2 tRNA genes are annotated in these 318 nt (G+C 53.8%); both read right to left on the reverse strand.

Annotated elements, in window-relative coordinates:
- Positions 1–83: 83 nt before the first annotated feature.
- Positions 84–159 (reverse strand) — tRNA-Ala (locus C722_RS0121835).
- A 6-nt stretch (positions 160–165) separates the two neighbouring features.
- Positions 166–242 (reverse strand) — tRNA-Ile (locus C722_RS0121840).
- Between the last annotated feature and the right edge of the window lie 76 nt (positions 243–318).

The raw sequence follows: 318 nt of genomic DNA on the forward strand, positions 1-318 counted from the left end.
CATCAGAGTTTGGGCTACACCGGATGGTGCATCAAACGCTCATGTCTGAGCTTTCAAGCAATCGCGTTAGCGGTAGGTGGAGATGGTGGAGCCAAGGAGGATCGAACTCCTGACCTCCTGCGTGCAAGGCAGGCGCTCTCCCAGCTGAGCTATGGCCCCATCGATTGGTGGGTCTGGGCAGATTCGAACTGCCGACCTCACCCTTATCAGGGGTGCGCTCTAACCAACTGAGCTACAGACCCAATCGTCTTACCTTGAGTCTAACTAACTCAATTGCTCTTCTATCAGTGAATCAAGCAATTCGTGTGGGTGCTTGCC

Origin of the sequence: Pseudomonas sp. 313 (assembly GCF_000316965.1) — a bacterium.
Classification (GTDB): domain Bacteria; phylum Pseudomonadota; class Gammaproteobacteria; order Pseudomonadales; family Pseudomonadaceae; genus Chryseomonas; species Chryseomonas benzopyrenica.